Here is a 22,973-nt window from a genome sequence, read left to right on the forward strand (position 1 = left end):
GGTGAAAACTATGTGGATTATGAAAGAAGTTAAAAAAGATATTGGTATACTGGGTGCATTTGTTATAGGTGTTATTTTACTCATGTATCTTGTTATGGGACAATTAGATTTCTCTTTTTTTAAATATACAATGAATATTTTTATAGCAATAATGAGCATAGGAGCTACTATGCTTATGAAAAATAGTGTGGGTAAAAGCACCAATAATACTTTTAAGTTTCTTGCTATAATCTATAGATATATAGCTATTTCCATTATTATTCTGATGATGATAAGAAATCATTATGGGCTTGAGGTTGACCAGTTATACATTAATTTTAGATTAGGGCTGGATATTTTTGAAATCAGTTGTTTGCTGGCAGCCTACCGTTACCTAGATAAAGAATTTAATCAGACAAAAGTATATTTTGTGAGGTTGCTGTTTTTTGCTATGATGATTTATACCTCTATTTTCTCAAAACTACTGGATAGCTCTATGGAACAGCTTCAATTACAAATATATTTTATAGAGGGAATGGTTATAGGACTTATTTTATGGGCGTGTCACTTAAATTATCATTTAGTAGGCAAATTTGATAAGAAGATTATATGGCGCATGTATTTATTTTTAGGATTTAAGTGCAGTTATCATGTTGTTTCTATTTTTTATATGAATGTTACTTTTCCTATCGATTATTTTATAATCATACTGCTAAGGTTTATATATACTTATTATTTAGTAGCTGCTATTTTTTATGAAAGAGTTTTATTTCCTTGGCATGAACTGGTACAGTCTATCCAAGTGACGAAGGATCAGTTAGACGATAATGAAAGAGATAGAAACAGTATTATTAATCTCTCTCATGAATTAAAAACACCTATTAATGTTATTCAAAGTGCAGCGGATATACTTAATCTGGATTTTAGCAAAGCAAATGACGAGGCCTTAATCAAGGGGGTACAGCATATTAAAAAAGTATGTTATCAGGCAACTAGGTTGATTACCCAGATTATTGATAATAATAAACTTGCAGAAGGACATCTTCAGCCAAAATATAGTGCTTATAATCTTGTAACGGTTGCTGAGAATACGGCTATGGCACTTCTAAGATATAATCCTGAGTGGCATATCCTATTTGATACTGAGGAAGAAGAAGTAAAAGTTTACATTGATGAAGAACTTATTCAACGTACTATTTTAAATATCATTGTACTTTTAATGCATTATCAAAAAAAGGAGCCAACTATTTACATCGATATAAAAATGACAAGTAATCAAGCAGAGATTAGTATAAGAAGCCCTTATACTGAGCTTCCTAAGTATTATTGCAGTGACGAGGAAAACTACTATAGCAGTCATAATATTAATGAAATGGCTTCATTTGAGTTTATTAATAAAGTGCTTAAACTGCATCAGGCAAAGCTTCGACTCCTTTATAATCAGGAGAATGAGACAGTTGTCTATATACAACTTGAACATAAGCCATTTTTAGAAGAGAGTCAGATTCAAGTGATTGACTATGAAGAAAATATTGACATGCTGCTTGGCAGAATCAAGGTACAGTATGCCGATTTTTAATAAAAAAATAAGATACTAAGGAGAAAAAATGGATATCGTAAAAATTTTACAAGACGAACTTAATATAAAAAAAAGCCAGGTAGAAAATACTATCAAACTCATAGAGGAAGGCAATACCATTCCTTTTATAGCAAGATATAGAAAGGAACTTACAGGTGGACTGAATGATGAAGTACTGCGTAACTTTGGAGAAAGATTCACATATCTTCAAAATCTAGAAGCACGTCAAGAACAGATTATAAAAAGTATCGAAGAGCAGGGTAAGTTAACGGATGAACTTAAGCGTGCTATAGAAACCTCTGCAACTATGACTCAGCTTGAAGATCTTTATTTGCCTTACAGACCTAAAAAAAGAACAAGAGCAACCATTGCAAAAGAGAAGGGACTAGAGCCGCTGGCGATCATCATAATGCAGCAAAAAGAAAAAGATATAGAAACCATAGCGCAGACCTTCATTAATGCAGATAAAGGTGTAGAAGACATAAAAGCAGCATTAGAGGGCGCTAAAGATATTCTGGCTGAAGAAATATCAGATAATGCGTCGTACAGAGGCTATATTAGAAAGATAACCTTTAAACAAGGAATGATTGTTTCAAAGGCAAAAGATGAGAAAGAGCAGACGGTTTACGATATGTATTATAATTTTAGTGAAAAAGTAAGTACGCTTCCAGGTCATAGAATTCTTGCTATTAACAGAGGAGAAAATGAAAAGATACTTAGTGTAAAAATAGAAGTACCTATTGAGGAGATCGTAAATTATCTCGAAAAGCATATTATTCTTAAAGAAAGTACAACAAGGACGCTGCTTGAAGAGACCATAGCAGACAGTTATAAAAGACTTATCGCTCCTGCTGTAGAAAGAGATATTCGTAATGAACTTACTGAGCGTGCAGAAGACGGTGCGCTGGAAGTATTTAAGAAAAATCTCTATCAATTACTGATGCAGGCCCCTATTAAGGGACATCATGTCATGGGCATAGATCCAGCTTACCGAACGGGATGTAAGATTGCTGTAGTTGATGCAACAGGTAAAAAACTAAGTAAAACAGTGGTTTATCCGACGCCGCCTCAAAATAAGGTAGAGGAAGCAAAAGCAGAACTTAAGAAGCTTATAGAAACCTATCATGTTGACCTACTGTCTATAGGGAATGGCACAGCTTCCAGAGAAACAGAAAAGTTTGCAGCTGATTTACTTAAAGAAATAGGCCGCCCAATACATTATGTCATAGTAAATGAAGCAGGAGCTTCGGTGTATTCAGCATCAAAGCTTGCTAGTGAAGAGTTTCCAAATGATGATGTAGGGGTTAGAAGTGCGGTTTCTATTGCAAGAAGACTTCAGGATCCGCTGGCTGAACTTGTTAAAATAGACCCTAAGGCAATAGGTGTAGGACAATATCAGCATGATATGAATCAGAAACGGCTAGAAACCACTTTAGGCGGCGTAGTAGAAGGCGCAGTTAATGAAGTCGGTGTAGATATTAATACGGCTTCAGCTTCACTACTTCAATACGTAGCAGGTATTAAAAAAACAGTTTCACAAAATATTATTCTTTATAGAGAAGAAAATGGTAAGTTTACTAAGAGACAGGATATTAAAAAAGTAAAAGGCTTAGGACCTAAAGTGTTTGAGCAATGTGCTGGTTTTTTAAGAATTATAGAGGGCAAAAATTTTTTAGATGCAACAGGGGTACATCCGGAGTCTTATGATGTTGCGAATAAGCTTCTTGACGAACTTGGATACTCTAAGGAGGATCTTAAAAATAAAAACTTTAAGGATATTCGAAGTAAGGTAGGAGATGCAGAAGTATTGGCACAAAAATTAGGGACAGGAGTGCCTACACTTTTAGATATAATTGAGGAGCTTGAGAAACCAGGTAGAGATCCCCGTGAGGATATGCCAAAGCCGATCTTGCATAGCGAAGTACTTGATATCAAGGATTTAAAAGAGGGGATGAAGCTAAAAGGTACAGTTAGAAACATTGTAGACTTTGGAGCCTTCGTAGATATAGGGGTGCATCATGATGGCTTGGTGCATATCTCTCAGATGAGCTATAAATTTATTAAGCATCCGCTGGAAGTGGTCAAAGTTGGGGACATTGTAGATGTGGTAATTCTTTCTGTAGATACTGAAAAGAATAAGGTTGCACTAAGTATGAAACTTTAATTTCAGCATATTTTTGGCTAGAAATTTTCTCAAACACCATATATGAGTTTAAAGAGAAGTTAAGTAAATAATTATAGTCACATGAAGCCTTAGATTAGTCACTCTAAGGCTTTGATTATTTAAAAAAGATTTCAAGAAAACAATAAAAATACTAAAGGTAGGATATTTCAAATAATTAGCCTATGGGAAAATTCAGTTAAGTATATTAAAAATAGTAACAAATTATTTAAAATCTATTGCTCTAAGAAAACACATATGATATATTATAGAAGAATGATAATCATTATCAAACGTTAAATCCAATCAATTGGGATTGAAAGTTGATAGAAATACATGTATACTGGAGCATGTGTTAAGTGATGATATGATAGAAGCTATTTAAGCATACTTACATAATAACAATATAGATATTGATAAATAATACAAACTTTGGAGGTGTAGCTATGGATAATATCATAGGAAGTAGGTCTATGACTCGAACTTTAAGTAAAACAGAGAAAGCAGTGGGTGGGCCAGTGATGAATCTAGCACAAGGAAGGCTTAATACGGAATATACTATCAAAGATATTAAGACAAATGATGAAGAACTTAAGAATTTTTTGTTTACATTAGGCTGTTATGAGGGCGAATCAGTAACAGTGATATCTGTACTTGCTGAGAATTATGTCATTACCGTAAAGGATGCAAGATATAGCATTGATAATGATTTGGCTGAAGCTATTATTATATAACTTTTGTTTGGTAATAAAGTTAACTAAGATTAACATTTACATATGATTTTACAAACTGCATAAAATTTTACTGCCAAAAAGTTAGCTGGGGCTAACAAAATTAAAGGAATTAAGGAGGCAAGTATTGATGAATATGGAGAGAAATATGAAAGTAGCACTAACAGGAAATCCTAACAGTGGAAAAACAACGTTATTTAATGCACTAACAGGCAAAATTGAACGTGTTGGGAACTGGGCTGGTGTAACGATTGAGAAAAAGGAAGGTGAGATTAAGAAAAGTCTTATTAGGACAAATGTCCAAATTACAGCTGTAGACCTTCCGGGGGCATATTCAATGTCGCCATTCACTTCAGAAGAGAGTATCACAAGTAGTTTCGTTAAAAATGAAAATCCAGATGTTATTATTAATATCGTTGACGCTACTAACTTAAGTAGAAGCTTATTTTTTACAACTCAACTTCTTGAATTAGAGATACCCGTTGTGGTTGCCTTAAATAAGAGCGACTTAACCAAGAAGAAAAAAACAACGATAGATGTAGATAGTTTATCTAGACTACTAGGATGTCCTGTTATTGAAACGGTATCAACAAAAGGAAGTGACAATGGCTTAGAAAAACTTATCTCTCAAGTAGTAGAGAGGAAGGATGAGACTCAAACTGCACCATTTAATAGTAAAGGTGTAAATATGGCAGATAAAAACTCTGTTGAGGCTTCAGACAAAAAACGCTATGAGTTTATCAAAGGAATTGTTTCAAAGGTAGAGGATAGAACGATAAGCAGTAATAGTCAAACTAAACAGGATGCGGCGGATAGAATTTTAGCTCATAAGTGGTTAGGTATTCCGATCTTCGCATTAATTATGTGGGCGGTTTTCTCAATTTCACAAACCCATTTAGGACCGCTTCTAGCAGATATACTTGTTGGTTGGATTGATTTACTCTATGGGTGGGTAGAAGGATTATTAGGAGACGCAACATCACCTGTACTTGCTGCAATTTTATTAGATGGTATTATTGGTGGTGTTGGGGCTGTTCTTGGTTTCTTACCACTTATAATGGTATTATTTTTCATACTAGCATTATTAGAAGACTGTGGCTATATGGCTCGTGTAGCTGTTGTTATGGATCGTTTCTTCAAGAGGGTAGGTTTATCAGGTAAATCAATTATCCCTATGATTATTGGAACGGGTTGTGCTATTCCAGGGGTTATGGCAACGCGGACAATTAAAAATGAAAGACAAAGAAGAACTACTGCGATGTTAACACCTTTTATGCCATGTGGGGCTAAGCTACCCGTTATCGCATTATTTGCAGGAGCTTTCTTTGATGATGCAGCATGGGTAGGTACTACTATGTACTTTGTGGGTATTGCCATTATCATTGTGGCAGCTTTGTTGATCGTAAGAATAACTGGTGAAACACAGTCAAAATCATTTTTCATTATGGAATTGCCAGAATATAGAATTCCAAGTATTAAAAGAGCTACTATAACTATGTTTTCAAGAGGTAAAGCTTTTATTATTAAGGCAGGTACTATCATACTTCTTTGTAACGCTATCGTGCAAATCATGCAAACATTTAACTGGCAATTCGAGGTTATTGCTGAGGGTGCAGAAAACACAAGTATTCTAGCAAGTATTGCATCGCCATTTGCTCTTTTATTAGTGCCATTAGGTTTTGGTGTATGGCAATTAGCTGCAGCAGCCATTACTGGCTTTATTGCTAAAGAAAATGTTGTTGGTACCTTAGCAGTTGTATACTCAATGACAAACTTTATTGATACTGAAGAACTTGCGCTAGTATCTGATGGAGCAAGTGTTGCAAGTATCATGGGGTTAACTGCTGTAACGGCACTCGCATACTTAATGTTTAATTTATTTACGCCACCTTGTTTTGCGGCTATTGGTGCCATGAATGCTGAAATGGAGAATAAGAAGTGGTTATGGAGTGGCATTGCATTACAATTTGGTATGGGCTATAGTCTTGCATTTATTACTTATCAAGTAGGATCTTTGATCACAACAGGTACTTTCGGTACTGGTTTCATCCCAGGGTTGATTGTTGTAACAGGATTAGTCGGTTGTGTAATATATCTAGTGAAAAAAGGTGACAAAATGTCAGAAAGTAAAGTTGCATTAAGTGCTTAGGAGGGATTTATGTCAAATATAATTGTAAGTTTGGTTATATTAGCAATAGTAGGAGCTTCAATTGCGAAAATTATAATTGAAAAGAAGAAAGGCTCCAAGTGTATTGGGTGTCCATCCAGTGGAACAAGCAAAAACAACTGTGGTTGTAACACGCCAAAGTAGTCTAATAAATATAAAGAAAAAACCTGAATAAATTTTTATTCAGGTTTTTTATGAATCTATATCAAAAAAGCTAAATAAAGAAGTGACCAAGAATGGAACTATTTGTAGCAATAAGTAGGGCGAATAATAGGATAAAAAAGTATTGAGAAAGTATAGTATGTTTAGTAAAAAAATGTTTGTAATTAAATGAATCTTATATTATAATTATACAAAGCGCGATATTTATGTTTAACTAAATATAAAATAATACAAAGAGGTATTAGTCTTAATAAAATGGACCCTGTGTCAAGGGCGTTTTATAATGTGCTATACCTCTTTTGGTGTTGCTGAGAATAGTTAAAAACAATCTTTGAGACTAAAAATGCTAAGGAGGGGGAGTAGAATGATAGAACTTAAAAACGTAGATAAGCATTTTGGTAAATTACATGTTTTAAAAAATATAAATTTAACGGTAAGAGAGGGGGAAAAATTAGTTGTTATAGGGCCAAGCGGCTCAGGTAAAAGCACCTTAATTAGATGTATCAATTATCTTGAGAAGCCATCAGCAGGAAGTATCACAGTAAATAATATTGAAATAACTGCTAAAAAGGCACCTATAAGGGAAGTTAGAGAATCAGCAGCTATGGTTTTCCAACAATTTAATCTTTATCCTCATATGACGGTGTTAGAAAATTGCACATTAGCACCTATTAAAATTTTAAAGGTAAAAAAAGAGGAAGCACAAAAAACGGCTTTGGAATATTTGGATAAGGTAGGATTACAGGAAAAAGCGCATGCGTACCCAGCACAACTTTCTGGTGGACAGCAACAGAGGGTGGCTATTGCAAGGGCTCTTAATATGCACCCTAAAATCATGCTGTTTGATGAACCTACATCAGCACTTGATCCAGAAGTAATCCAAGAAGTTTTAGATGTTATGGTCAATTTATCTCATGAAAAAATTACGATGATTGTTGTAACACATGAAATGGGATTTGCAAGAGAAGTGGCTGACAGAGTTATTTTTATGGATGAGGGAGAAATTTTAGAAGAAGGCAAACCAGAACATTTCTTTAATGCACCTACTCATCCAAGAACAAAAAGTTTTTTAAGTAAAATTTTAAAATAAACAAGGAGGAATAAAAAATGAAAAAATTTGTATTAGTGTTAAGCTTAGTACTTATGACTGCATTTACTGGATGTAGTGGTGGAGGGACTGCACCAACAGCGTCAACAGAAGCAACTCCAAATATTCAAAAAATTAAAGACAAAGGAGTACTTAAAGTAGGGGTTAAAGTAGATGTGCCTAAGTTTGGTTATAAGAATCCTGAGACTCAAGTTATTGAAGGTATGGAGATCGATATAGCTAAAGCAATAGCTAAAGAAATATTAGGTGACGAGAATAAAATAGAATTTCAAGCTGTTACAGCTAAGACAAGGGGGCCTCTTCTTGACAGTGGCGAACTAGACTTAGTCATAGCAACCTTTACGATTACAGAAGAAAGAAAAGAAAGTTATAACTTTTCACAACCTTATTTTGTAGACGGTGTTGCTTTACTTGTTAAAAAAGATAAAGGGTTTACAAGCTATAAAGATTTAGATGGCAAAGCTATAGGGGTTGCTCAGAGTGCTACAAGCAAAAAAGCTTTAGAAGAAGCAGCCGTAGAACAAGGCATCAGCGTTAAATTCTCAGAGTATGCAAGTTATCCAGAGATTAAAGCAGCACTTGAGTCAGGAAGAGTAGATGCTTTTTCAGTAGATGCTGCAATATTAAACGGTTATCTTGATGAGAATTCAGAGATTCTTGCAGACAGATTTAGTCCACAGGAATATGGTGTTGCAAGCAAAAAATCAAATACAGATTTAGCAAAGGTAGTAGATGATTTAATCAGTGAAATGAAATCAAACGGTGAACTAGATAGTTTAATTGAAAAATGGGGTATTAAATAATGAATGGTCCTTTTTCACTCTTAAAGTGGAAAGCTCTATTTTTGGATTGGTCTATCTTTAAAGATGGATTACTTACTACATTAAGTGTTTCTATAACAGCGCTGCTATTAGCGCTGTTATTAGGGACTATTTTTGGTATTTTTTCTACTTCAAAAAGTAGTTTTTTGAAAACAATAAGTAGGAGCTATGTAGAGCTTATCCAAAATACACCTTTGCTTATTCAGATCTTCTTTTGGTACAATGGACTCCCTTATATAGGTATTGTATTGCCAGTATTTATTATAGGTTTCTTAGGATTAGGTATTTATCAAGGAGCCTATGTTGCAGAAGTTGTTAAATCAGGGATTAATTCTATTCCTAAAGGTCAGATGGAAGCAGCATATTCTCAAGGTTTTACTTATTGGGAAGCCATGTTTTTTATTATCTTGCCACAGGCAAGACGGATTATCTTGCCACCTTTAACTAATGTTTCTGTCAATTTGATTAAAAATTCCTCTGTACTTGCAATTATTGCAGGAGGCGACCTGATGTATCATGCGGATTCGTGGTCAAGCGGTAATCTTTATTGGGGGCCAGCTTATGTAGCAACAGGTGTCTTGTATTTTTGCCTATGTTATCCTCTAACCCGATTAGCTAAACGATTAGAACTGGCTAGTAAAGAAAATTCCAAAAGTCGCACAAGTAAGTCGTGCACAAAAGAATATGTGTTAGTAGGAGAGGAGAGATAACGGATGCGTAGTATTTTAACACCTGTAAATATAAAATTCCTGCTAAATGGCCTTGGTTTAACACTTTATATTGCGGTTATAACCATTGTATTAAGTTTAGCACTGGGGGTTGTTTTAGCAGTTATGAGAAATAGTTCTATTAAAGTTTTAAATAAAATCAGTGTTATCTATATAGAACTTTTTAGAAATACCCCTTTACTCTTATGGATACTCGCTATGCGATTTTTAGTACGTATTGGAGCCGTAAACAGCGGCATATTGGCATTGACACTTTTTACAGCTTCTATTATAGCGGAAATTGTAAGAGGAGGACTTAATTCTATAAAGGTAGGTCAGTATGAAGCAGCTTATTCTCAGGGCTTTAGTGAAGTGCAGGTATTGGCACATATTATACTGCCGCAGGCTATCCGAAATATGATGCCATCTCTGCTTTCACAGTTTGTAACAGTTATCAAAGACACTTCTTTTCTTTGGGCAACAGGTATTGAGGAGCTCACCGGCAGAGGGATGATCCTTATGGGAAGTTTTGTAACATCTGATCAAGTATTCATGCTTTTTATTATTTTAAGTCTTACTTATTTTGTGATTAATTTTATTTTATCAAGTATTATTAGATCTCAGCAATTTAAGTTTGCAACGTCATGAAACAACATGTTTATCTAAATAAAAAGACTGTTATACTACTAAATTAAGTTAGTTGTATAACAGTCTTTTTCGAAGTTATAGCTGTCCTTGGAACACAGTATTAGTGTCTTTGCAAAGATATTGTATGGCCTTACGGCCTGTATGAGCAGCAACAGGAAGTCCACCAGGTGTTTGAATTCTTTGGCCAGCAAAATAGAGATTGTGAATACTTTCTGAAACAGACGGGTAAGTGGTCATTTTATCGCCTTTTTCCATAAGTGTCATCCATGAACCGTGGTAAGTGTCGCAATAGCGCTCATAAGTGAGAGGGGTAGCTACATTGACAACGGAAACTTTGCCGGCTGTTTGGGGAAGTTTTTGTTCAAGAAGACGGATTACTTCTTCTGCCACTTTTTGTTTTTCGGTCTCGTATGTGCCATTCTCTTTTTGTGTCTTCCAATAGCTATACGTATCTCCCATAAAAATTGTAGTTAGTGCACTGCAGTCTTTAGGGGCATAGCCCTCATAGGCTGCATAGTTGTGTAATGCAAAAATAGAATGTTTTTGGCCGGCAATAGAAAGCGGCTGTTCTAAGGAAAACAACATATTTTCTGGCAAATTAGATAAATCGGCTTCTACACCTAGACAGATAAAAGTATCTGCCATAAACTTAACGTTGCTGCGCATTTGGTCCATCCATGGCTCGTGCAGCGGCGTATCAAAAAGATTGTCAATAGCACGAACTGTATCAGTTGCTACAATAACAGCATCTGCTGGGATGATTTGCCCTTTTGTCAGTACACCCACGGCTTTGCCCTCTGCAAGAATTACTTTTTCTGCGCGTGATGTATACTGAATGTTACCGCCTAAATCTGTAAAACGTTTGGCGATATTAAGCGCCATACGCAACGAGCCACCTTCTACATAACCGCCGTCTCCAGAACTAAAGCATCCTAGGGTGAATAATAGAGCGGAAGCTGTTAAGTTTTCGCCAACAATATTCTGAAGCAGTGTACGGATAGCGGGGTGCTTAAACTTTTCACTCAATTCCCTTACTGAGAGACTCTCATACTTGCGCAGCTTAGAGAAAAGAGGGATAAGTGTAAACAGCATGGATAAAGACATTTTATTTTTGATCTGTACCTTAACGCCCTTGATGTCTTGTACGGGCATACCAACCTTACCAAACAGTTTAATATCCCTACATAATGATTGAACAGCTGGTGCATCTTCTGGTGAAAGGGTCGACCAATGTTTCTCCAGTTTATCTAGATCGCGGTACAGGTAGACCTCCTGTCCATTGTAGTAATAAGTGTACAAAATGTCCTTTAGATGTATGGCGGTATCGTCGGTTAACGCCCCTATATTGAGCCATACTTGATGTAACGGAGTATTTTGTGAGGACCCGGTAAGCCAGTGCAGACCACCTTCAAACAAATAGCCATTTCGCTTCCAGCTTGTGCAGTTACCGCCGGGGATGGTATGCTGCTCCAGTATGGTAACATCAAAACCGCTTTGCAGTGCATAAATGCCTGCTGATAGTCCGGCAATGCCGGCACCGATAACAACAACTTTTTTCATATCTATCGCCTCCTTATGATATCGACAATCCAATCGCTTGCGGGACAAGGTGTATTAGGGTTAAGTGCAAGCGCTTCACAAACCCCTTGTATAGCGGACCAATAGGCAAGTGCGAGGGCCAAAGCATTACCTTCTCGCAGGGTTCCGTCTTGCTGTCCTTTTTCAATGAGTGCTGCTGAGAGTATAAGCGTATTATCGCTTTTGAGAATTGCCTTTACAGAATCGGGTGCAGCATCGTTATATCCCGCTTGACGCATTAGTACAAACATTTTTGCAACAGACGACTCACTGGTGGCATATTCCAAAATCTGTTTTGCAGCATTTTCAAAAAAGGTAAGTGGATCGCTGTGGTCACCTGACATAATCATTTGTGGACCTGACATGCCCACTTTTATAAGTTCCTCATAAAGCTGTTCTTTTGATTCGAAATAGTGAAACATAAGACCGACGCTCATTTTTGCTTGTTTAGCTATATCACTGATTTTCGTAGACACAAAACCCCTTCGTATAAATAAGTCTAAGCCGATATCCATAATATCCTGTCGTCTTTTTTCTTTCTGCTCTGATCGTGTAGTCAACTTGTTGAACCTCGGTTCATTGAATTTATATTCAATATAATAAAGGGTAAAACGTATTTTGTCAATGCTGTGCAATATTATTAGTATTTTTTAATTGTTTAAAACCACTGCTAGACTGCAGTGAAGCTAATAGGTAAAGTCTGGTAGAAATTTCCTTGAAATTTAATCTTGCTTTTCTACCCCTAGTGCCTATATAATTTAAATATAGAAAACCGATATCGATAATTGATATTAAACTGTTATAGTGTGACTAGTTGCAAGAATATTTAAATATGAAATGACACTATTTTTAGGAGAATAACAATTCCAGTAATGAAAAGGAGGATTTTATTTTGAAAGGTAAAGAAAACTTGGAAAGTCAAAACAGGGTGCGGTGGATAGCTTTTTTAAAAGATGTATTAATGTGCTCTTTGGGAGCTTATGGAGGACCAGAAGCACATTATGGTGTTTTTACAGATCAAATGGTTATCAAGAAAGACTATCTTAGTGAAGAAGAACTCGTTGAACTTATTGCTTTGTGCAGTATTTTGCCAGGACCCACCAGTACACAAACAATTGTAGCTATTGGTTATAAAACGGGCGGACCATTGTTAGCCTTTTTAACCATGCTAGTATGGGCGCTTCCAGTACTTACGGTGATGACACTGCTTTCGTTTTTGTACCAATTCTTACAGGGGATGAATATATCTCAAGATGGACTTCGGTATATTGGTCCAATGGCTGTTGGTTTTATCATTGTAGCGGCATTTCACATTGGCCGCAAAGTAGTAACTGATAAGATTACTATGTTGTTATTACTTCTAGGAGGCATAACGACTTACTTTATACGAGAGCCTTGGATCTTTCCACTCGTTCTAATCGTAGGGGGAATAGTGAGTATTATGACCTCAAAAGAGGAGAATCTATGGCACCGTGTAAAATTGAATCCGCCTTGGCCCTATCTTATTGCTTTTGGGGTTTTTACGATAGGCAGTATTGTTCTGAGCGTTACATGGGATAACCGCATTGTGCATTTATTTGAGAGTTTTTATCGTTATGGGTACTTGGTTTTTGGCGGCGGGCAGGTGGTGGTACCTGTCATGCATAGTGAGCTGGTAGAAGTGAATCAGTTTATGACCAATCAAGAATTTTTGACTGGATATGGACTTGTACAGGGACTGCCAGGACCGATGTTTAGTTTTAGTGCTTATGCAGGGGGAATGGCTGCTAGGGGTAGTACTGCATTAACACAAGTAGTAGGTGCTGTTGCAGGAGGGATAGGCATTTTTTTGCCAGGACTTCTACTAATTTATTTTATTTATCCGATATGGGAAAACCTAAAAAAAATTAAAGGGATAAAAGTTTCTTTAAAAGGTATTAACGCCGTGGCTGGTGGGTTAATTACCGTAGCTGCAATCATTGTAATGAAAAAGAGTGGCTTTGTAATAGATAATATAGTGGTTACACTGCTTACGGCGGGATTATTACTGACAAAAAAGCTACCGGCACCATTGATCGTATTAATAGTTTTAATTGCAGGATTTGTTATATAAAAATAGTGATAAAAAATACTGTTTAAGTGATTTGCACCCTAAGTGAAGGCTGAGGGTGTTTTGTGCACAAAAGGTATAATAAGTTGGTAAAAGCAGACACTAAAAGGGGCGATATTTTGCTGTGCTAGCAAGTAGAGCCTAAAAATACTATACAAGTTTATTCATGTTGCTTAATAAAAAACTAGGATATAAAAAAAGAATAAGAAAAGGAGATATAATGACAGAAAAAAAAACAACAACGCAAACAGGATGGAACTTAGATAACAGTTATGCCCATCTGCCACAATTATTTTTTACCAGCCTCAATCCAACCCCTGTACATGCACCAAAACTGGTCATTCTCAATCATCCATTGGCAGAATCCTTGGGATTTAACACCAGGGCACTGGAAGGCGAAGAGAGCATAGAGTTGTTTGCTGGTAACCGGGTGCCTGAAGGGGCATGGCCACTGGCACAGGCATATGCAGGGCATCAGTTTGGCTATTTTACGATGCTTGGAGATGGTCGTGCTGTGCTGCTAGGTGAACAGATAACGCCTTTGGGTGAGCGGTTTGATATTCAGCTTAAGGGTTCAGGGGTAACACCATATTCCCGTCGGGGAGACGGCCGCGCAGCACTTGGACCGATGCTGCGTGAATACATCATCAGCGAAGCAATGCATGGACTCGGCATTGCCACTACCCGCAGTCTAGCAGTAGTAACAACCGGTGAGTCGGTAATCCGTGAAACTGTACAGCCAGGAGCTATTTTGACCCGGGTAGCTGCCAGTCATCTGCGCGTCGGTACCTTTCAATATGCTTCAAAATGGGGCACTGCCCAGGAACTGAAGGACTTAGCTGATTACACACTGCAAAGACATTTTCCAGACGTTAATACAGATGAGAACCGCTATTTAGTATTGCTTCAGGAAGTGATCAAACGTCAAGCTGCGCTTATTGCTAAATGGCAGCTGGTTGGTTTTATACATGGGGTAATGAACACGGACAATATGGCCATAAGTGGAGAAACCATTGATTATGGGCCTTGCGCCTTTATGGATGCCTATGACCCTGAAACGGTATTTAGTTCCATTGACAGTCAGGGGCGATATGCCTATGGCAATCAGCCAAATATTGCAGTGTGGAATCTTGCTAGATTAGCTGAAACCCTATTGCCGCTGCTGCATGAGAACCAAGTCCAGGCGGTAGAACTAGCACAAGATGCGATTTCAGATTTTACTAAGCTATATCATCGTTACTGGATGGCAGGCATGAGAGCGAAACTTGGAATATTTAATGAGGAAAAGCAGGATGAAGCGCTTATTGAAGATATCCACAGTGTGATGCAAAAGTATCGGGCAGACTATACCAATACCTTCCGCGCATTAACTTTTGATAGACCGAAAGATACGGTTTTAGCTAACACCCCAGAGTTTGATAAGTGGCATGAGTTATGGCTTAAAAGACTTAGCAGGCAGCCCGAATCAATAGACGCTGCACATCAGTTAATGCAGAACAGTAATCCTGCACTTATTCCACGTAATCACTGGGTAGAAGATGCCATAGATGCCGCGGTAAAGCGAGGAGACTACAGCGTAATGAATAAGCTTCTGGAGGTCCTTTCAAAACCCTATGCATATTCTGCCCAGCAAGCGGATTATGCCGCACTGCCTGTACCATCAAACTGCGCTTACCGAACTTTTTGTGGAACATGACAGCGTATTATATGACTAAAAACTGATTTCTGTACTTATAGGAGTCAGTTTTTTTATAAATAATAAAGTGTATTTAGTGCTAAAAATTCATTATTAACTGCTACTAGTACTTTAGTATAACAGCAATTGTATTAAATATAAAAAATATTTGATATAATGATTTTAAAGAATTAGAGGTGAGGTGAGATGAGTGAGCAAAAAGAAGCAAATAGTTGAATTTAGATATTACGAAATTCCAAATAATGAAATGGTACTAGCCCTTTTAGGTGAAGCATGGCGAAGAGCATATGGGGTAGGCATCGACACGCTTCATTTTCATAATTTTATTGAAATTGGATATTGCCATGAAGGGACTGGAGAGGTGATTGTTGATAATCAAAGCTTTCGATTTGAGCCTAACATGTTTACTATTATTCCGCCCAATCTGTCTCATACAACATATAGTGATAAGGGGACAGAAGGTTATTGGGAATGGATGTATTTTGATATAGAGAAATATTTGAACAATACGTATAAGGATGATGCAGCTTTTATTCAAAAACTTCTTACTCAGATTTATCGTAAAGCCCTCTTATTACATGCCAAGGATCATATAGTTTTAGATAATATTTTGCGAAATATTATAAGAGAAATGCAGACAAAGGATACGTATTATCAAGAGAGCGTAAAAGGCTATATGCAGGCATTTATTGTAGAACTTTTACGGTTGGATGATCATGAGGAAAAAGCAAAAAGAACAAAACAAAAGGCAGTTCAAATTTCTGCTGCTTTGGACTACGTTGGAGAAAATTATAGGGAGGAAATAAAAATAAGTCAATTGGCAGACGCTTGCAATATGAGTGAAAGTCATTTTAGAAGATTGTTTCTGGAATCGATGAATATGAAGCCGGTGGATTATATTAATCTGATTCGTGTGCAAAAAGCATGTGAGCTTATTAAAAAATCACAGATTTCTATGGAGGATGTTGCTTATAAGGTAGGCTTTACAACAGTATCGACCTTTAATCGAAATTTTAAAAATCTGGTAGGTACTTCTCCCTATCAATGGAAACAGTCGGCAGAGAACTTTGAAGGAAAGCTTTTGAACTATAAGATAAGTGCGCAAAAGGGATGGTAATACATAAAAGCAAATGGTCGAATTTGCACAAAATTTAATTGAATATAAAAACAATACTAATTAATCATTGGTATAATATGTATATAAACATGCGAATGTATAGGGCGCAATTATACATATACACTAAAAATATCTTGTGAGTATAAGGCGGTTCGATACACTTGCATAGCCTATTAAGGGGGATGTGAAATATGAAAAATAAAATTTTCTCATTATTGGTAGCTGCAAGTATGGCGCTTTCAATGGCAGCTTGCGGTCAAGCTACGACACCTACAGATTCAACAAAGGCTGAACCAGCAAAAGAAGCAAAGGCAGAGACAAAGTCAGGGGCATCAGCTGAGGATAACACATTGACTGTTTGGTGTTGGGATCCTGCATTTAATATTTACGCAATGGAGCAGGCTGCAGAGGTTTACAAAAAAGATAATCCAAACTTTGTTTTAAATGTTATTGAAACACCTTGGCAGGATGTTCAGACAAAACTAACAACAGCTGCAGCATCAGGTGATCTTAGTACGTTGCCAGATATTTTGTTAATGCAGGATAATGCCTTTCAGAAAAATGTCATCAGTTATCCGGAAGCTTTTACTGATATAACAAACGTAGGTATTGCCTTCAGTGATTTTGGGGCATCTAAAGTAGCATATTCTACAGTTGAAGGAAAAAACTATGGGGTTCCTTTTGATAATGGCGCAGTTATTGCTGCTTTAAGAACAGATGTTTTAGATAAAGCAGGTTTTAAAACTAGTGATTTTACAGATATTACATGGTCTAAGTTTATTGAGCAAGGTAAAGTAGTATTAGAAAAAACGGGTAAACCATTGCTTTCTGCACAAGCGGGAGAATCAGATTTAATCGTAATGATGCTTCAGTCAGCGGGAGCTAGCTTGTTTGATAATGAAGGCAAACCTAATATTGTTGATAATAAAGTATTAGAAAATGTACTCACTACATACAAAGAACTGATAACTTCGGGGATTCTAGTTCAAGTCAATGACTGGGATCAATATATTGGCACACTTACAGATGGAACTGTTGCAGGGACAATAAATGGATGCTGGATTTTAGGATCTATTCAAACAGCTCAGGATCAAAAGGGGCTTTGGGAAATCACTAATATGCCTAAGTTAGATGGCGTAGATGGTGCGACTAACTACTCAAACAATGGGGGTTCTAGCTGGACGGTTACAGCTAATTGTAAAAATGTAGACCTTGCAGCAGACTTCTTATCTAAGACATTTGCTGGAAGTGTAGCTTTCTATGAAACAATCCTTCCAAAATCAGGTGCTTTGGCAACTTATATCCCAGCAGGAGACTCGGAGGTTTATGGCGTTCCACAAGAATTCTTTAATAATCAGTCAGTTTACTCAATGATTACAGACTTTGCCTCAAAAGTACCAAGCAATAACACAGGTGTGTACTACTATGAAGCGCGTGATGCTGTAGCTACAGCTTTGACAAATTCACTTTCAGGAGCAGATCTAAAGGCAGAATTAAAAACAGCGCAGTCAACTATTGAGTTTGCAATGCAGCAGTAGAGTTTTAGTATCGCAGCAATAAAAACAAATGGGGAGCAGCCTATAGCAGGCAGTTCCCCATACTTATATACAAGAAAAGGAGGGGAACTTAGTGAGTCAGCCAGAAAAAACAATAAGCCTTCGTAATACGCATAATTTTAAAAAAGCAATAAAACTCAGACAGAAGCAGAATTTATTTGGATGGGCAGTATTATTACCGGCAGTACTTTTAATTGCATCGATGAGTTTTTATCCGATGATTCAAGCGCTGATCCTTTCGTTTAAGACTGGGATTGGCGCCAAGATAAGATGGACGGGTGTTACAAACTATGCACGTATGTTCCAAGACGTGGTATTTATACAAGCAATAAAGAATAACTTTACGTATTTGATCATTCAGGTACCTATCATGCTTATTTTGGCACTTATTCTTGCCTCTATGTTGAATGACAGAAATTTAAGATTCAGAGGATTATTTCGTACAGCCATCTTCTTACCCTGTGCAACATCCTTAGTTTCCTATGCAATTATCTTTCGATCTTTATTTGCGGTAGATGGATTAATTAATTTAGTACTCATCAAACTAGGGATACTCAGCTCGGGATACAACTTTTTAGCTAATGCGAGTAGTGCAAGAGCAGTTATTATTCTCGCTCTTATTTGGAGATGGACGGGATATAACATGGTATTCTATCTGGCCGGACTGCAAAACATTGAGTATTCTGTGTATGAAGCAGCGAAAATAGATGGCGCTTCTTCGTTTCAGTCCTTCTGGAAAATCACAGTACCTTTATTAAGACCAACGATTCTGTTGACGGCAATCATGTCAACGAATGGGACACTGCAGCTCTTTGATGAGTCGGTAAACCTTACAAACGGCGGACCAGCTAATGCAACGATTACCATGTCGCACTATATTTATAATATTTCCTTTAAGTACGTTCCGAACTTTGGATACGCTGCTGCAATTGCCTATCTGATCTTAATATTAGTAGCAATCTTAGCATTTGTTCAGATGAAAGTAGGTGACAAACGTGACTAACCGTGTAAAAAGAGGTTTTCAATATATATTTTTAACCATTGTTTCTGCTATATCAGTCTTTCCATTATATTGGATGCTCTCTGCAGCTACAAATAAAAGCGTTGATGTTATAAGGGGTAAGTTGATTCCAGGTATGGCACTTTTAGATAATTGGAAGGGGCTTTTGGCTACGCAAAATGTTGGGGGTGCTATGGTAAATTCGTTTAAGTATGCTATTATCCTGACGTTAGTTTCACTATTTATTTGCTCACTGGCTGGTTATGGATTTGAGATTTTTCACACTAAGGCGAAAGATACTGTGATGTCAGTAATATTGCTTGCTATGATGGTTCCTTTTGCGGCAACGATGATTCCATTATTCCAAATGTTTTCAAAGGCAGGCTTTTTAAATTCGACGATCGGATTTGTTTTGCCTACTCTTTCAACACCGTTTTTAATTATGCTCTTTAGGCAGAGTGCTAGAGCATTTCCCCATGATATTATTGAGGCGGCAAGAATAGATGGGCTCAATGAGTTTCAGATTTTTTACCGTATGTTTTTTCCAACGATGCGTTCAACCTACGCAGCAGCGATGACCATTACTTTTATGAATGCTTGGAATAATTATTTATGGCCAAAGGTTATTATGACAGATAATAAAAGCATTACGATGCCTATGCTGGTTGCCAACCTAACTGAAGGTTATGTAACAGATTATGGAATGCTGATGTTAGGTGTTCTATTATGTACTATTCCAACTGTTATTATTTTCTTTATGCTTCAGAGAAGTTTTGCAGAGGGTATTACCGGTGCAGTAAAATAAGCTACTTAACTTAATCAGATAGGAGGCTGCTATGCAGAAATTCAACTACGAAATTGTAAAAAATCCAGAGATTTTTATGGAAAATCGTTTAGAGGCACACTCAGATCATTACTATTATCCTTCTTCAGAAGCTATAAAGTTAGGAGAGGAAGGCTTTCGGTATACATTAAATGGTATTTGGAAGTTTGCTTATGCAAAAAATTATGAGGCTTCACTTAAGGACTTTGCCGAAGAAAGCTATGACTGTAAAGTTTGGGATAATATCAGGGTACCTGCACATATACAAATGGAAGGCTATGATGTGCCACAGTATGCCAATGTGCAATACCCATGGGATGGCCGGGAGGAGATTAATCCAGGGGAGATTCCAACGGTATTTAATCCTACAGCGTGTTATGTTAAATATTTTGTTTTACCAACTCGCATGGAAGGTAAGAAAGTGTATATTTCTTTTCAGGGGGTTGAAAGCGGTATGGCTTTATGGCTGAATGGGGATTATGTGGGCTATAGTGAAGATAGTTTCACACCATCTGATTTTGAACTGACCCCGTATCTCAAACCAGGCGAGAATAAACTCGCTGTTCAAGTATTCAAATGGACAGCAGGAAGCTGGTGTGAGGATCAAGACTTTTTCCGCTTCTCAGGGATTTACCGTGATGTTTATTTATATGCCACTCCGGAAGTTCATATTTTTGACTTGAAGGTACAGACAATACTAGATGATCCATATGAAAACGCAGAGCTATCTGTTGATTTAGTGGCAACAAATAATGGCCAAGTCAGCTTTTGGTTAATGGACCAAAAAGATATTGTATTTCAAGAAGAAGCAGATTTATATGAATTGTCACATTATAGTTTTCGAGTAACAAGTCCAAAGCTTTGGAGTGCAGAGTGTCCTTATTTATATGATCTCATTATTGAAGTGAAAAATAATGCGGGTGAAACTGAGGAAGTGGTTTCTCAAAAAATAGGATTTCGCAGTTTTTCAATAAAAGATGGGATGATGTGCCTAAATGGCAAGAGAATTGTATTTAAGGGTGTCAACCGGCATGAATTTAGTGCGCTCACAGGAAGATGTGTGTCAGAGCAGGAGATGGTAAAAGATCTTGTTACGATGAAACAGAATAATATTAATGCTATTCGTACGAGTCATTACCCTAATTCTTCAAAACTCTATGAGCTATGCGATTTTTATGGGTTATATGTCATAGATGAAGCCAATCTTGAAACCCATGGTATGTGGGATCCTATACAACGGAGGGTGGCCGAGAAGGAAACGGCTGTTCCGGGAGACAACCCAAAGTGGCTTAAGCTAGTCCTGGATCGGGCATATTCTATGTATCAAAGAGATAAAAACCATGCGAGTATTCTAATTTGGTCTTGCGGTAATGAGTCATATGGCGGTAAAAATATTTTTGAAATGTCTCAAGCATTCCGTACATGGGATACTACTCGTCCTGTTCACTATGAGGGGGTCTGCTGGGATCGCAGATACAATGACACAAGTGATATTGAAAGTCAGATGTACACTCCGGCGGCAAAGATCGAGGCGTTTTTAGCTAAAAATAGAGAGAAGCCTTTTATATGCTGTGAATATGTGCATGCTATGGGTAATTCTTGTGGTGCTATGCATAAATATACAGAACTCACAGATAGAGAACCGTTATTCCAAGGTGGTTTTATATGGGATTATATCGATCAGTCTATTACGAAAAAGGATCGCTATGGCCGGGAGTTTCAGGCTTATGGAGGAGATTTTGATGAACGCCCCTGCGATTATAATTTCTCCGGAAATGGTATCGTATATGGCACAAACAGGGAGAGTTCTCCTAAGATGCAGGAGGTAAAATATAATTATCAGAACATAAGTGTTGAAATAAATGAGGATAAGGCTATGGTGGTCAATAGACACTTGTTCTTAAATACAAATGAATATGATTGCTTTGTCTTGGTTGAAAAAAATGGTAAACTCTTGCAAAGAGAGTGGGTCGAAACACATATTGCACCTTTGTATAAAGGAGAAGTTAAACTACCTATTGTGATACCGAATACAGAGGGGATATATGCGATAACTGTTTCTTTTCAATTAAAAGAAGATACAATTTGGGGCAAAAAAGGCCATGAAGTTGCCTTTGGACAAAAAGTCTATGAGATCAAAACACAGCCAGAAGTGTGTCAGAAACCGATAAAAGTGATTCATGGAAGACTTAATATAGGAGTAAAAGGTGAAGCGTTTGATGTGCTATTCTCTGCGTTAAGCGGCGGCTTAGTATCTTATCGCTATGCTGGGGTAGAAATGATAAAAGCTATACCTAAACCTAACTTTTGGAGAGCGGTTACGGATAATGATATGGGAAACAACATGCCAGCCCGCTATGGACAATGGAAATTGGCTAGTTTGTATGTTTCTCATAAAAAAGAAGATGCAAGAGAAATGATAGCGCCAGTGCTAGAAGAAAGAGACCATTGTGCGACGATTACCTATACGTATCTTTTACCAACACAGCCAGCAGCAAGCTGTCAGTTAGCGTATACGGTATATGGAGATGGTACTATAGAAACCCATTTAGTCTATGACCCTGTAAATGAACTTAGAGATATGCCGGAATTTGGTGTAATGTTTAAGTTAGATGCGGATTATAATCAAGTGGAATGGTTTGGAATGGGACCAGAAGAAACCTATGCTGATAGGTGCCATGGGGCAAAACTTGGTATTTATCATAACGAAGTAAGTGATAATATGGCAAAATACCTAGTGCCGCAGGAGTGTGGTAACAAGATTGGCGTTTATTATGCGAAGGTAACTGATAAATTAGGGCGAGGGATGTGCTTTAGCGGAAAGAATTTAAGTTTTTCAGCATTGCCCTATACACCCCATGAGCTTGAAAATGCTGTGCATCCCTATGAATTGCCCCCTGTTCATTATACTGTGGTGCGCGTGGCAAAGCAGCAGATGGGGGTTGCAGGAGATGATTCATGGGGCGCTCAGACACATCAAGAATATCTTTTAGATGTGAGTAAGAAAATGGAACTTAAATTTAGCTTTAAGGGTATTTAATATACAAGTAA

The 22,973-nt window shown here is 37.2% G+C and carries 18 protein-coding genes; 16 read left to right on the forward strand and 2 right to left on the reverse strand.

Annotation, left to right across the window (positions count from 1 at the left end):
- Window positions 1-19 precede the first annotated feature (19 nt).
- From BN3326_RS00950 to BN3326_RS00985, 9 genes are all read left to right on the forward strand, one after another.
- Window positions 20-1,558 carry a sensor histidine kinase gene (locus tag BN3326_RS00950; protein ID WP_207646295.1) on the forward strand — a complete coding sequence of 513 codons (1,539 nt, stop codon included), beginning with the start codon at window positions 20-22 and terminating at the stop codon, window positions 1,556-1,558.
- Window positions 1,559-1,586: 28 nt separating this feature from the next.
- Window positions 1,587-3,722 (forward strand): Tex family protein, encoded by a 2,136-nt coding sequence (locus BN3326_RS00955; protein ID WP_069997251.1) that lies wholly within the window; start codon window positions 1,587-1,589, stop codon window positions 3,720-3,722.
- Window positions 3,723-4,165: 443 nt separating this feature from the next.
- Complete coding sequence (locus BN3326_RS00960; protein ID WP_330389559.1) at window positions 4,166-4,453, forward strand: FeoA family protein; 288 nt, start codon at window positions 4,166-4,168, stop codon at window positions 4,451-4,453.
- A 145-nt stretch (window positions 4,454-4,598) separates the two neighbouring features.
- Window positions 4,599-6,599, forward strand: a complete 2,001-nt coding sequence (gene feoB, locus BN3326_RS00965; RefSeq protein WP_069998378.1) for a ferrous iron transport protein B — start codon at window positions 4,599-4,601, stop codon at window positions 6,597-6,599.
- 9 nt (window positions 6,600-6,608) lie between these two features.
- The gene (locus BN3326_RS21585) at window positions 6,609-6,761 is read left to right on the forward strand and encodes a FeoB-associated Cys-rich membrane protein (RefSeq protein ID WP_074463571.1); all 153 of its coding nucleotides are present in this window, start codon (window positions 6,609-6,611) and stop codon (window positions 6,759-6,761) included.
- Window positions 6,762-7,143: 382 nt separating this feature from the next.
- Window positions 7,144-7,869 carry an amino acid ABC transporter ATP-binding protein gene (locus tag BN3326_RS00970; RefSeq protein ID WP_069997252.1) on the forward strand — a complete coding sequence of 242 codons (726 nt, stop codon included), beginning with the start codon at window positions 7,144-7,146 and terminating at the stop codon, window positions 7,867-7,869.
- Between the two features lie 17 nt (window positions 7,870-7,886).
- Window positions 7,887-8,690, forward strand: coding sequence for a transporter substrate-binding domain-containing protein (locus BN3326_RS00975; RefSeq protein WP_069997253.1), 804 nt, complete (start codon window positions 7,887-7,889; stop codon window positions 8,688-8,690).
- The gene (locus BN3326_RS00980) at window positions 8,690-9,418 is read left to right on the forward strand and encodes an amino acid ABC transporter permease (RefSeq protein ID WP_069997254.1); all 729 of its coding nucleotides are present in this window, start codon (window positions 8,690-8,692) and stop codon (window positions 9,416-9,418) included. Before BN3326_RS00975 ends, BN3326_RS00980 begins: the two co-directional genes overlap by 1 nt.
- A 3-nt stretch (window positions 9,419-9,421) precedes the next feature.
- Window positions 9,422-10,063, forward strand: coding sequence for an amino acid ABC transporter permease (locus BN3326_RS00985; protein ID WP_069997255.1), 642 nt, complete (start codon window positions 9,422-9,424; stop codon window positions 10,061-10,063).
- Window positions 10,064-10,138: 75 nt separating this feature from the next.
- Here BN3326_RS00985 and BN3326_RS00990 read toward each other — a convergent pair whose 3' ends face one another.
- Window positions 10,139-11,656, reverse strand: coding sequence for a phytoene desaturase family protein (locus tag BN3326_RS00990; protein ID WP_242875915.1), 1,518 nt, complete (start codon window positions 11,654-11,656; stop codon window positions 10,139-10,141).
- Window positions 11,626-12,156 carry a TetR/AcrR family transcriptional regulator gene (locus BN3326_RS00995; protein WP_069998379.1) on the reverse strand — a complete coding sequence of 177 codons (531 nt, stop codon included), beginning with the start codon at window positions 12,154-12,156 and terminating at the stop codon, window positions 11,626-11,628. Before BN3326_RS00995 ends, BN3326_RS00990 begins: the two co-directional genes overlap by 31 nt.
- A gap of 377 nt (window positions 12,157-12,533) precedes the next feature.
- Between BN3326_RS00995 and chrA the strand changes: the two genes are divergently transcribed.
- The 7 genes from chrA (at window position 12,534) to BN3326_RS01030 (ending at window position 22,962) form a co-directional block, all read left to right on the forward strand.
- Window positions 12,534-13,733 carry a chromate efflux transporter gene (chrA, locus tag BN3326_RS01000; protein ID WP_069997257.1) on the forward strand — a complete coding sequence of 400 codons (1,200 nt, stop codon included), beginning with the start codon at window positions 12,534-12,536 and terminating at the stop codon, window positions 13,731-13,733.
- Window positions 13,734-13,950: 217 nt separating this feature from the next.
- Window positions 13,951-15,426, forward strand: coding sequence for a protein adenylyltransferase SelO (locus tag BN3326_RS01005; protein ID WP_069997258.1), 1,476 nt, complete (start codon window positions 13,951-13,953; stop codon window positions 15,424-15,426).
- A 190-nt stretch (window positions 15,427-15,616) separates the two neighbouring features.
- Window positions 15,617-16,543 carry a helix-turn-helix domain-containing protein gene (locus tag BN3326_RS01010; RefSeq protein ID WP_242875917.1) on the forward strand — a complete coding sequence of 309 codons (927 nt, stop codon included), beginning with the start codon at window positions 15,617-15,619 and terminating at the stop codon, window positions 16,541-16,543.
- Window positions 16,544-16,734: 191 nt separating this feature from the next.
- Window positions 16,735-18,081, forward strand: a complete 1,347-nt coding sequence (locus BN3326_RS01015; protein WP_069997259.1) for an ABC transporter substrate-binding protein — start codon at window positions 16,735-16,737, stop codon at window positions 18,079-18,081.
- A 112-nt stretch (window positions 18,082-18,193) separates the two neighbouring features.
- Window positions 18,194-19,102 (forward strand): carbohydrate ABC transporter permease, encoded by a 909-nt coding sequence (locus BN3326_RS01020; protein WP_069998381.1) that lies wholly within the window; start codon window positions 18,194-18,196, stop codon window positions 19,100-19,102.
- A gap of 73 nt (window positions 19,103-19,175) precedes the next feature.
- On the forward strand, window positions 19,176-19,904 hold the full coding sequence (locus BN3326_RS01025; protein ID WP_083258553.1) for a carbohydrate ABC transporter permease: 729 nt from the start codon (window positions 19,176-19,178) through the stop codon (window positions 19,902-19,904).
- A 31-nt stretch (window positions 19,905-19,935) separates the two neighbouring features.
- A complete protein-coding gene (locus BN3326_RS01030; RefSeq protein WP_069997261.1) occupies window positions 19,936-22,962 on the forward strand; it encodes a beta-galactosidase, LacZ type in 3,027 nt (1,008 codons plus the stop codon).
- Window positions 22,963-22,973 lie beyond the last annotated feature (11 nt).

Origin of the sequence: Cellulosilyticum sp. I15G10I2, from assembly GCF_900095725.1 — a bacterium.
In the GTDB taxonomy this organism is placed as follows: domain Bacteria; phylum Bacillota; class Clostridia; order Lachnospirales; family Cellulosilyticaceae; genus FMMP01.

What these genes read in the sequence shown, in the direction of transcription:
- BN3326_RS01025 (WP_083258553.1), top strand. Translation starts at nt 19,176, where the DNA reads ATGCTCTCTGCAGCTACAAATAAAAGCGTTGATGTTATAAGGGGTAAG.
- BN3326_RS00970 (WP_069997252.1), top strand. Translation starts at nt 7,144, where the DNA reads ATGATAGAACTTAAAAACGTAGATAAGCATTTTGGTAAATTACATGTT.
- BN3326_RS01005 (WP_069997258.1), top strand. Translation starts at nt 13,951, where the DNA reads ATGACAGAAAAAAAAACAACAACGCAAACAGGATGGAACTTAGATAAC.
- BN3326_RS21585 (WP_074463571.1), top strand. Translation starts at nt 6,609, where the DNA reads ATGTCAAATATAATTGTAAGTTTGGTTATATTAGCAATAGTAGGAGCT.
- BN3326_RS01015 (WP_069997259.1), top strand. Translation starts at nt 16,735, where the DNA reads ATGAAAAATAAAATTTTCTCATTATTGGTAGCTGCAAGTATGGCGCTT.
- BN3326_RS00995 (WP_069998379.1), bottom strand. Translation starts at nt 12,156, where the DNA reads ATGGATATCGGCTTAGACTTATTTATACGAAGGGGTTTTGTGTCTACG.
- BN3326_RS00960 (WP_330389559.1), top strand. Translation starts at nt 4,166, where the DNA reads ATGGATAATATCATAGGAAGTAGGTCTATGACTCGAACTTTAAGTAAA.
- BN3326_RS00950 (WP_207646295.1), top strand. Translation starts at nt 20, where the DNA reads ATGAAAGAAGTTAAAAAAGATATTGGTATACTGGGTGCATTTGTTATA.
- BN3326_RS01030 (WP_069997261.1), top strand. Translation starts at nt 19,936, where the DNA reads ATGCAGAAATTCAACTACGAAATTGTAAAAAATCCAGAGATTTTTATG.
- BN3326_RS00980 (WP_069997254.1), top strand. Translation starts at nt 8,690, where the DNA reads ATGAATGGTCCTTTTTCACTCTTAAAGTGGAAAGCTCTATTTTTGGAT.
- feoB (WP_069998378.1), top strand. Translation starts at nt 4,599, where the DNA reads ATGAAAGTAGCACTAACAGGAAATCCTAACAGTGGAAAAACAACGTTA.
- BN3326_RS00985 (WP_069997255.1), top strand. Translation starts at nt 9,422, where the DNA reads ATGCGTAGTATTTTAACACCTGTAAATATAAAATTCCTGCTAAATGGC.
- BN3326_RS00975 (WP_069997253.1), top strand. Translation starts at nt 7,887, where the DNA reads ATGAAAAAATTTGTATTAGTGTTAAGCTTAGTACTTATGACTGCATTT.
- BN3326_RS00955 (WP_069997251.1), top strand. Translation starts at nt 1,587, where the DNA reads ATGGATATCGTAAAAATTTTACAAGACGAACTTAATATAAAAAAAAGC.